The 8,506-nt window shown below is 26.1% G+C and carries 12 protein-coding genes; all 12 read left to right on the top strand.

Translation table 11 applies throughout. The annotated features are described in order from the left end of the window. The first annotated feature begins 159 nt into the window (after positions 1-159). The 12 genes from ABUA17_RS12825 (at position 160) to ABUA17_RS12880 (ending at position 8,181) form a co-directional block, all read left to right on the top strand. Complete coding sequence (locus ABUA17_RS12825) at positions 160-1,461, top strand: serine/threonine-protein kinase (protein ID WP_283715655.1); 1,302 nt, start codon at positions 160-162, stop codon at positions 1,459-1,461. A gap of 311 nt (positions 1,462-1,772) precedes the next feature. Continuing rightward, positions 1,773-1,970 (top strand): hypothetical protein, encoded by a 198-nt coding sequence (locus tag ABUA17_RS12830; protein ID WP_195951755.1) that lies wholly within the window; start codon positions 1,773-1,775, stop codon positions 1,968-1,970. 334 nt (positions 1,971-2,304) lie between these two features. After that, entirely contained in the window at positions 2,305-2,550 is a 246-nt protein-coding gene (locus tag ABUA17_RS12835; protein WP_195951756.1) for a hypothetical protein, read from the top strand. 35 nt (positions 2,551-2,585) lie between these two features. Next, complete coding sequence (locus tag ABUA17_RS12840) at positions 2,586-2,837, top strand: hypothetical protein (RefSeq protein ID WP_195951757.1); 252 nt, start codon at positions 2,586-2,588, stop codon at positions 2,835-2,837. A 142-nt stretch (positions 2,838-2,979) separates the two neighbouring features. Further along, on the top strand, positions 2,980-3,321 hold the full coding sequence (locus ABUA17_RS12845; RefSeq protein ID WP_430640465.1) for a hypothetical protein: 342 nt from the start codon (positions 2,980-2,982) through the stop codon (positions 3,319-3,321). Between the two features lie 19 nt (positions 3,322-3,340). Further along, entirely contained in the window at positions 3,341-3,646 is a 306-nt protein-coding gene (locus tag ABUA17_RS12850; protein WP_195951758.1) for a hypothetical protein, read from the top strand. A gap of 74 nt (positions 3,647-3,720) precedes the next feature. Further along, a complete protein-coding gene (locus ABUA17_RS12855; protein ID WP_195952505.1) occupies positions 3,721-4,347 on the top strand; it encodes a hypothetical protein in 627 nt (208 codons plus the stop codon). A gap of 84 nt (positions 4,348-4,431) precedes the next feature. Continuing rightward, positions 4,432-4,740, top strand: coding sequence for a DUF960 family protein (locus ABUA17_RS12860; protein ID WP_195951601.1), 309 nt, complete (start codon positions 4,432-4,434; stop codon positions 4,738-4,740). 19 nt (positions 4,741-4,759) lie between these two features. Then, a complete protein-coding gene (locus ABUA17_RS12865) occupies positions 4,760-5,110 on the top strand; it encodes a hypothetical protein (RefSeq protein ID WP_195951600.1) in 351 nt (116 codons plus the stop codon). Positions 5,111-6,792: 1,682 nt separating this feature from the next. Beyond that, positions 6,793-7,074: a Mor transcription activator family protein gene (locus ABUA17_RS12870; RefSeq protein ID WP_195951599.1), complete on the top strand. Its 282-nt coding sequence runs from the start codon at positions 6,793-6,795 to the stop codon at positions 7,072-7,074. Beyond that, positions 7,074-7,397, top strand: coding sequence for a hypothetical protein (locus ABUA17_RS12875; RefSeq protein ID WP_195951598.1), 324 nt, complete (start codon positions 7,074-7,076; stop codon positions 7,395-7,397). The genes ABUA17_RS12870 and ABUA17_RS12875 overlap by 1 nt, the downstream gene beginning before the upstream one ends. Then, positions 7,381-8,181, top strand: coding sequence for a hypothetical protein (locus ABUA17_RS12880; protein WP_195951597.1), 801 nt, complete (start codon positions 7,381-7,383; stop codon positions 8,179-8,181). Before ABUA17_RS12875 ends, ABUA17_RS12880 begins: the two co-directional genes overlap by 17 nt. Positions 8,182-8,506: the final 325 nt, after the last annotated feature.

The following is an 8,506-nucleotide window of genomic DNA, read 5'->3' on the forward strand; positions in this document are numbered from 1 at the left end:
TTATATAAATATATATGATAGTATATAAATTATAAAACATAGATTATAAGGAGAAGCGGTGATAAGAGTAATATTAACAAAGAGGTTATGAGTGAAAAAAAGCAAACATACCTAATATTTGATTTTTAAAATATTTAATTATAGAAGGGAAATGGTTTTATGGCAACATTTAATCTATATGATGAAATAGGTAGTGGAGGATATGGTAATGTCTATAAGAGTGCAAGAGTTATTGATGGAAAAGCAGGTGAAATAATATATGCAGTTAAAAAATTAAAGAAAAATTTAGATGAAAATGCTATAGAAAGATTTAAAAGGGAGGTAAGGATATTAAAAATATTAAATCATCCTAATATAATAAAAGTTATAACTGAGAATTTAGAGTGTGATGAACCTTTTTATGTTATGCCATTATATAAGCAAAGTTTAAAAGGAATTTTAGATGAATTAAAAGATGATTATGAGAGGTTAAAGTTAATATTTAATTCTTTATTTAATGGAATTGAATACTTACATAATGAAGGTGTTTATCATAGAGATTTAAAGCCAGAAAATATTTTAATTAATGCAGATTCAGATTTAGTAATAAATGATTTTGGATTAGGATTAAAAGTAGATTCAAACACAACTAGATTAACAAAGACAGGAATGTATATGGGAACATTTTATTATATGTCACCTGAGCAACTAAATGATGCAAAGCATATAGATCATAGAACTGATATTTATAGTATTGGTAAAATTTTATTTGAATGTCTAACTGGTGAAATAGGAATTAATGTTGATGTAAATAAAATACCTAAAGGATTAAGATATGTGGTTAGGAAATGTTTAATGAATAATCCAGATGAGAGATTTCAAAAAGTTAGCGAGCTAAGAAATACTTTTAATGCATCTATAGATATTATAATACAGGGGACAAGCTTAAAAAGTTTAAGAAGTATAATTGATAGTATAGTTACAACAGATGATTACAATGAATTATTGCCAGAATTGATAAATATACTTTCAAAAATAGATTTAGAGAAAGAGAAAGATAATATTCATGAAATGATTATGAAATTACCTAAAGATATAATCATAGATTTAGTAGATAAAGATGCGGAGTTAGGTTATCAAGTTATTGAGAATTATGTTGATAATATAACAGCTCAATCATGGCCATTTAATTATACAGATAGTATAGGAATGAAAGTTAAGGAGATTTTTTATGGAATTAATAATGATGAAATAAAGGCTAAATTAATATACTGTGTTGGAGAAGTTGGATTATATCATAATAGATGGTATGTAATGGATTTATTTAAAGAAATGTTAAGTAGTATAGATAATGGCGATTTAGCATTTTTAGTTATAAGTGAGCTAGAGAAACTAAATAAAGATAGACTTAAAGAATGTATTGGATCTTCTAGTTTAAATTTAATTATTGAAAATTGGTTAGAACAAGGTAGTTTGGTGTAATTAAGTTCTTTAGTATAAATAATAAAAAACCTCACTTACTATTGATACGGAGAACCATACCATAAATAAGTGAGGTTTTTACTGAAATTGTAAATAGAATAATGTTATAAGATATTAAAACTCTTACTTGTATTAAATTACAGGTAAGAGTTTTTTATATAAAGAATTTAATCTACTGTAAAATAGTAACTTGATATATTTATTTCAAATAGAATAATATGGTATAATAAAAATATAAAGTAATGAATAAATGTATTTTAATATTATATAGATAAATGAAAAATTTAATCAGATAAGGATGTAAATATGAGATGAAAAATGAATATAAATATTTAACTATGCTTTTAATTATAGGGTTTATTATCGGTGATTTTATAGGAATTATTTTATCGATGTTTTTTAAGTTTAATATAGGATTTAGTGTTAGTATTAGTTCAGGATTAGGAATGTTGCTTGGAATTGTGATTGGTTCTGTAATAGATTACGAAGGTAAAAAAGAAAGTAGATAAATTTAGAGTGTAGAATAAATTTGGTTAACAATATTAATAAAGTACGACGTAAAAAAGAGGGGGAGATATTATGAATAAAAACACTAAATTACTGTACTGCATTTTAGGGAGTGTAATTTTATCTTTAATAAGTATGCCTATATTTTATGAGGCAGTACACTATATTCCTATAGTTGGGTTTTACTTGAGTCAGTCTCTTTATTTCATTTCAGCTATAGGGGTGATATTAACTATATATTTCTGTATAGTGTTAATAAAAGAAAATTGGAGTTTTAAGTAGATAATTTTAATCTAACATAAATTGGGTATAATATAGCATAAATCTGGAGGTACTATGAAAAAAGAGTTTATGGGATATTTAACTGTTATAATAAGTGGAATATTATTATCGTTAGAATTATATGGTTTAAATTTTGCTAAGTATGTGGATATGAATATAAATGGAAGTTACTACACTAACGCAATAGATTATGTCCATGAAACACCATTCTTATTGGCATTTTTAGTAACAATCTCACTAATAATATTTGGTTTTATTTTGATAGTTAAATCTAAAAAGAGTAGTAATAGTAACGATTAATATTAATCTATTCTGAATTAATAAAGGAGAAAATTATGAAGAAAAATAATTTGAAATTAATAATTTTTGGCATTACCTTTGTTGTAGGAATAATAATACTAATGAATAGTATAAATTTAGGTGATAATGAAGTATCGAATATTATGAAGTCTCATGGTGGTAGCATTGATACTAATATTTACTTAATTTATTTAGAGCAATCTATTATAAAATATAGATTTATAGGTTCGATATTATCAATATTAGGCGGATTAGGTGTATTAAAAAATACAGATAGTAATTCATAATAGTATTTTTATTACTGAATAAATCTAAAATATAAATATATATTATAATTAGGAATAATATATTGTATAAAGATATACTTAAAAGAAACTTCTATGTGTAATTAAATTACATATAGAAGTTTTTATATTTTAGGGAGGATTGATGATGAAGAAGATTTATAAAGAAAATCAATTACTAGAGGTAAATAATATACCATCAGAAGTAATTGAAAGTATAAAAGCAACAATAGATATACTAAATGAAAACTATGGAGCAAATAGAGATATAGAATCTGATTTAGGTGGATATGTAGTTATAGCAGAAAATATCGTAGATATCGAAATACTGAAACAAGGTAAGTTGCAAGGATTAATACCAGAATATATTGATATGATTGAGTGTAGTAGAGGGATAAATTATACTTCGATTGTGTATATACTTTCAAGCGATTATTCAATGGTAGTAGTATGTACTGAAGAACTTTCTAAGTTCCTACTAGAATAAGATAGGAAGGTTGAATAACATGAGCAAGAAGAATGAAGAAAAGATAATCAAAGAAACTAAGTACTGTAAGATAATAAACCAAGGAAAAGTTGGAGAAGGAGAGTACACATACTCAATAGAGAAAATCTACATCAAAGAACTAAAGAGAGATGAAGTAAGATTCTGTGTCTACAAGGCAACTAGAAGAGGTGATGAAACATACATTCCAAGAAGTCTTGATGTAACAGAGCTAGAACTAATAGAGCTAATAAAAGAATCAATAAGAGAGAAAGTATTTTCAGAAGAATTCATTGAAATGTTAAAACAAGAAATAAATAAAATCTAAAAGTCTTAATTGCTATAAGGATAGTGATTAAGGCTTTTTACATTTAAATAAAAGTATAGAAAGAGGTAGTATAAATGTCTAATAAAGATAATGTGTTCATTACAGTTAATGAAGAAATTTCTTCAATAATACAACAATATGTAATAAGAGAAATTAAGAAGGTATTAGATAAATATAAGAATATAAAAACAGAAGAAATAAGTAGTGTAGAAAAATTAATAAACAGTATAAGCAATGAAGAGTTAAAGGAGGAATTCCTAAATGATTGGAGTATGTCAGTAAAGATAGCAAAAGAAATTGGAGAAAATGAAGTTGATGACAGGATAATTTCTATGTACCAAAATCTAAAAAGTAATGGATTAGAAGAATTATCAATAGGTCATGTTATTAATTGGTGTAATGAGTTAGATGAACAAGGTTATGTAATGATTGATGATTATAGCATAATTTATAAAAGTTCAGCTAATCTAAAAGATGTTGCAAGAAGGTTATTAGATGAACTACTTGATGATGCGATTTATGTTGATTCATTAATAGATAAAGATTCATTAGTTGAATATTGGATAGAGCAAACAAGTAAAGAGGAGGTTATAGAAGATTTAATTAGAGGAAGTAATATTGAAGAGCTATTAGGACTTGTTCCAGAAACAGTATATGAAGATGAATATAATAAATATTTATATTCTGAAGTAGATTGTTAAGAGGTTATATCTTAGTTAATAAGGTATAGTCTTTTTGCTTTTTAGATAAAGATTGAGAAACCAATAATAAGGAGATAAAGAGAGATGTTCAAGAAAGATAATAGATATGTAACTAGAGGAGTAAATGAGGAAGTAGATATAAGGTTGCAACTAATGATATGGTCTATGCTTGATAAGCTAAAAGATGAAGGAAATGTTGAACTGGATTACTTACAGGTTTTCAAGATAAGAAAAGAAGGTAATAAGGTTGTAATAAATCAAAGTCAAGAAGTTCCTGAATACTCATGCACATATGAAATAGCGATAGAAGATATTCATATAGAAGATGAGATTAAAGTTTACGTAATAGATAGTGGAGAATATTCTACAATGCTTTTTCCATCAGAATACTAATTCAAGGAGATTCAAGTAAATGATAAATAAGCTAAGTAAAGAAAAGTATTTTAATTATGATAGTAAAGAACTTCTTGGAGTAATGAGGTTCGATTTCTATGATGGAAGACTATCTAACCAATGGAATCATAGAGAGTTAATAGTTGAATTGAATAATAGGAAGTTAATAGACCTAAAGAAGTTACAACAAGAACTTAATTATATTCAATTCACATTAATAGAAGAATTCAATAAAGTTGTAGAGCTATGTAATGGTACAGGATATGATAAAGAAACTCTAGTATACATAGAGCTTGAAGAAGGTAAGTATGTAATAAAGTTAATACCTGTAAAAGATAGTTACTCATACATATACACGTATAAGAGATAGGAGGAGAAAGTCATGGATATAGTAACAGTAATAAAAGTAGTTGGAACAATACTAACAGTTGTGGCAACTTCAATAGAAGCAACAACTAAGAAGTAGTAAGAAGTAAGGTATCATCACAATTAATAAGAATAATAAATTAATTGTGATGATATTATAACAATAAGCTAATTTTTTTTATAACAATAATAAACTTATGGAAAATATCGTTGTAATAGTAGTATTGATGTAACGATAGTGACGATATTTCCAGTATAAATAAGATTGAAATCAAAAAAGAGATAAGATGTAGCCTAAATAAAAAATGAAGTAGAAAAATTGAGTAGATAATCAGTCAAAATACACCTAAAAAGCAACGATAAGACATCAGAAAACAGAGATTTTAGAAACTGTGAAGAAATGTAGCCATATGAATGAAAAACTGCGAAGAGGGGGTAAATTGAATGTTTTCTAAATAAGCTGGTAGGTAATAAAGAAAAATCAGTAAATAATACTTTCATAACATTACAACCTAGGATAACAAGGCATGAAAGACCATGTGAGCTTGAAGGTATAGGAAATCCTAGGTTCAATAATTCCACTTAAAATCAAGGGGAATTCATAACATAAAATATGTGGAGGGAAAATCTAATTTCACTCAAAAATAAAAAGAATTGAAATGATAAAACATAAAAATAATGAAACTTGGAACTAGAGAATAGGAACTAAGGACTTGGGACTCGGGAAGAGGAACGGGGGGATAGGGGGGCTAAAGCCTTATAATAAAATAAGAATTGAAATAGATTAATAAAAATCTATTTCAATAAAAAATAAAATAAATAATAAGAATGAGAAGAGTAAATAAAAATAATAGAAAGAAGTATATAATAAGAAGATAATTAAGAATAGTACAAGTTAAAAATAATTAATTAAGAAATTTCAATAACATAAAGAAATAATAAAGATTATAACAATTAAAGTTAATAATAATAAAGAAGATATAAAGTGATAAGAAATAGATACAATAAGATGAAGAAAATCTAATCAATATATAAGATACAATTAAGAGAATATAATAACAAAAGAAGTTGATGAAGAAGATATAATAACTATACCAATTGATATAGATAGAATTAAGAAAGTCTAATAAATAATAGAAGTAGATATAAATATAATATACCAATAAGAGAAATACATAGAAAAAACAAATATGCAAGAAAGTAAGAATCAATAATACCAGTAAAAATAAAAGTATGAAAAAAGAATAGAGAATAGATTGAGTAAGAAGATATAATAACTATACCAATTGACATAAATAGAGTTAAGAAGGTCTAATAAATTACAATAGATAATAAAATAATAACAATAGAAAGAGATAAAAATGTGATGTACCAATAAAGAGAAATATATCAGAAAGCAACAATAACATACTAGAAAACAGAGATTTCAGAAAATGAGAATAAATAATAACACTCAAAATAAAACAACAAAGAAATAGTAAATCAACCGTTTTAACTGATGTAGTCAAATATATATTATAAATCTGATAAAGAGTTAATGTTTCTAATAAAAGAAGCATTAACTCTTTTTACATTAAACAAGTGATTTTTCCTTGTAAAATCGCTTGTCTTTTCGATATTATGAAAACTTTTGAAAGGAGGTAATATTTAATGTGAAAGAAAAAGGAGATGATGGAAAAAGAATATATGAGTAAAAAAAGTGAAAATTACAGAGGTATCTATAAAGATATGGTTGAAGTTTTAGAGCACGATATAACTCTAAAAGTATATGAAAATTATAAAGGTCAGCAGATAACATTTCCAATGAGATTATATTCAGATAAATATATAATTGATTATTTAAATAAGAATTATGATGGAAAGAACTTAAAACAGATATCAAGAAAATTAGGATACACGTGTAACTGGTTACAAAAAGTAATAAATAAAAATGGAATAAACAAAAGTGTGAGGGGAGAAAAGAAATAATGAATATTTTTGATGCAGGGGGAATAACTACAGCTATTGCAGTAATAGCAACAATAATAATAGGAACAGGAATATTTGCATTGATAAATACGATATTTGAAATATGGTATCTAGGATTTGGTGCAATGGTTGGAGAATGGCTAGTATGTTGTGTTGTAGGGGCATTTATAACCAATTGGTTTTCTGGAATAATACTAGGATTCTTTTCAGTCTTATGGTTTTTAATAAAAGTAGGAGCAGTAATTGCTGCCGTGATATTTATTTATCAGAAATTTAAATCTAAAAAGGGTGAAGGAGATATAAAAATTGAAGAAGGGAAATAAGATATTAATAGGAGTAGCAATAATATTAGCTTTCATAGTAATTGGGTCAATAGGTAAATCTAATAATGAAGTAAAAGTTATTATAAATAAGGCTAAAGAGTATTTAAATAATGGAGAGATAAGTGAAGCTGAAAATGTACTTAGGGATAAAGCAGGAGAAACTAACAATCGAGAGTTTAAAAAATTATGGAGTATAGCTTATGGATATGAGTTAGTTTCTAATAAGATTAAATTATATGATAATATAGATTGGGAAGAAGAAATATTAGATAAAATTGATAAGAGCTATAAAGATTATGAGTTAACAAGAGAAAAAATAGATAATTTAAAAGAAGAATTATCTGATGTAAAAAATACTAGAGAAGAATTTAAAGAAAAAATAGATGAAGTACAAGGGCTAATTGATGAAGGGAGCTATGAGGAAGCTATGGAGTTAAGTAAGGAGACTCCAGATTGGCAAAAACTAAGTCAAGAAGATAAGAATACTATGATGGAGTTAGAGAATCAAGCTAGAGATTTATACTATGAACAAAAAGAGGTTGAAAGTGAAGAAGACAGAAAGAAACAAGATGAAGAATTTACTGTAGAAAAAGCAATTGAGTATGCAGAAGATTACAGTCTTAGAACTGGGTTAGATACACTTAGAGTAGAAGTTGATGAGACACCACAATATGATGAAGAGGGAAGAAAATATTATAATGTAGGAGTTTACATAATAGAGTTAGATGAATTAAATGATGCCTATAGAGTATACTCAGATGGCAAAATAAGAAGATTAGATTAAAAAAAGAGGGAAACCTCTTTTTTTTATACAAGGAGTTCCTAGGTTAAAGAAAGGTAAAGGGATAGAAGCAAGGAAATCAAGGGTTCGGTAATTGCCCTTGAAAGTTAAGGGAAGTCATAACAAATAATATATGCGGAGAAATTAAGAACTTTCTAGCAAAGTTTGATTTATTAGCATGAGAGTAAGGACTTCCTAGATGTAAAGAAGGTAAGGTGATAGAAGCAAGGAAATCAAGGGTTTGGCAATTCCCCTTGAAAGTTAAGGGAAGTCATAACAAATAATATATGCGGAGAAATTAAGAACTTTCTAGCAAAGTTTGATTTAT

Source organism: Clostridium sp. RTP31139st1_H3_RTP31139_211217 (assembly GCF_040227035.1).
Taxonomy (GTDB): Bacteria; Bacillota; Clostridia; order Clostridiales; family Clostridiaceae; genus Clostridium; species Clostridium saudiense.

Bases quoted from the DNA above. Each gene is read 5' to 3' on its own strand.
- ABUA17_RS12825 (WP_283715655.1), top strand. From the start codon at position 160: ATGGCAACATTTAATCTATATGATGAAATAGGTAGTGGAGGATATGGT.
- ABUA17_RS12830 (WP_195951755.1), top strand. From the start codon at position 1,773: ATGAAAAATGAATATAAATATTTAACTATGCTTTTAATTATAGGGTTT.
- ABUA17_RS12835 (WP_195951756.1), top strand. From the start codon at position 2,305: ATGAAAAAAGAGTTTATGGGATATTTAACTGTTATAATAAGTGGAATA.
- ABUA17_RS12840 (WP_195951757.1), top strand. From the start codon at position 2,586: ATGAAGAAAAATAATTTGAAATTAATAATTTTTGGCATTACCTTTGTT.
- ABUA17_RS12845 (WP_430640465.1), top strand. From the start codon at position 2,980: ATGATGAAGAAGATTTATAAAGAAAATCAATTACTAGAGGTAAATAAT.
- ABUA17_RS12850 (WP_195951758.1), top strand. From the start codon at position 3,341: ATGAGCAAGAAGAATGAAGAAAAGATAATCAAAGAAACTAAGTACTGT.
- ABUA17_RS12855 (WP_195952505.1), top strand. From the start codon at position 3,721: ATGTCTAATAAAGATAATGTGTTCATTACAGTTAATGAAGAAATTTCT.
- ABUA17_RS12860 (WP_195951601.1), top strand. From the start codon at position 4,432: ATGTTCAAGAAAGATAATAGATATGTAACTAGAGGAGTAAATGAGGAA.
- ABUA17_RS12865 (WP_195951600.1), top strand. From the start codon at position 4,760: ATGATAAATAAGCTAAGTAAAGAAAAGTATTTTAATTATGATAGTAAA.
- ABUA17_RS12870 (WP_195951599.1), top strand. From the start codon at position 6,793: ATGAGTAAAAAAAGTGAAAATTACAGAGGTATCTATAAAGATATGGTT.
- ABUA17_RS12875 (WP_195951598.1), top strand. From the start codon at position 7,074: ATGAATATTTTTGATGCAGGGGGAATAACTACAGCTATTGCAGTAATA.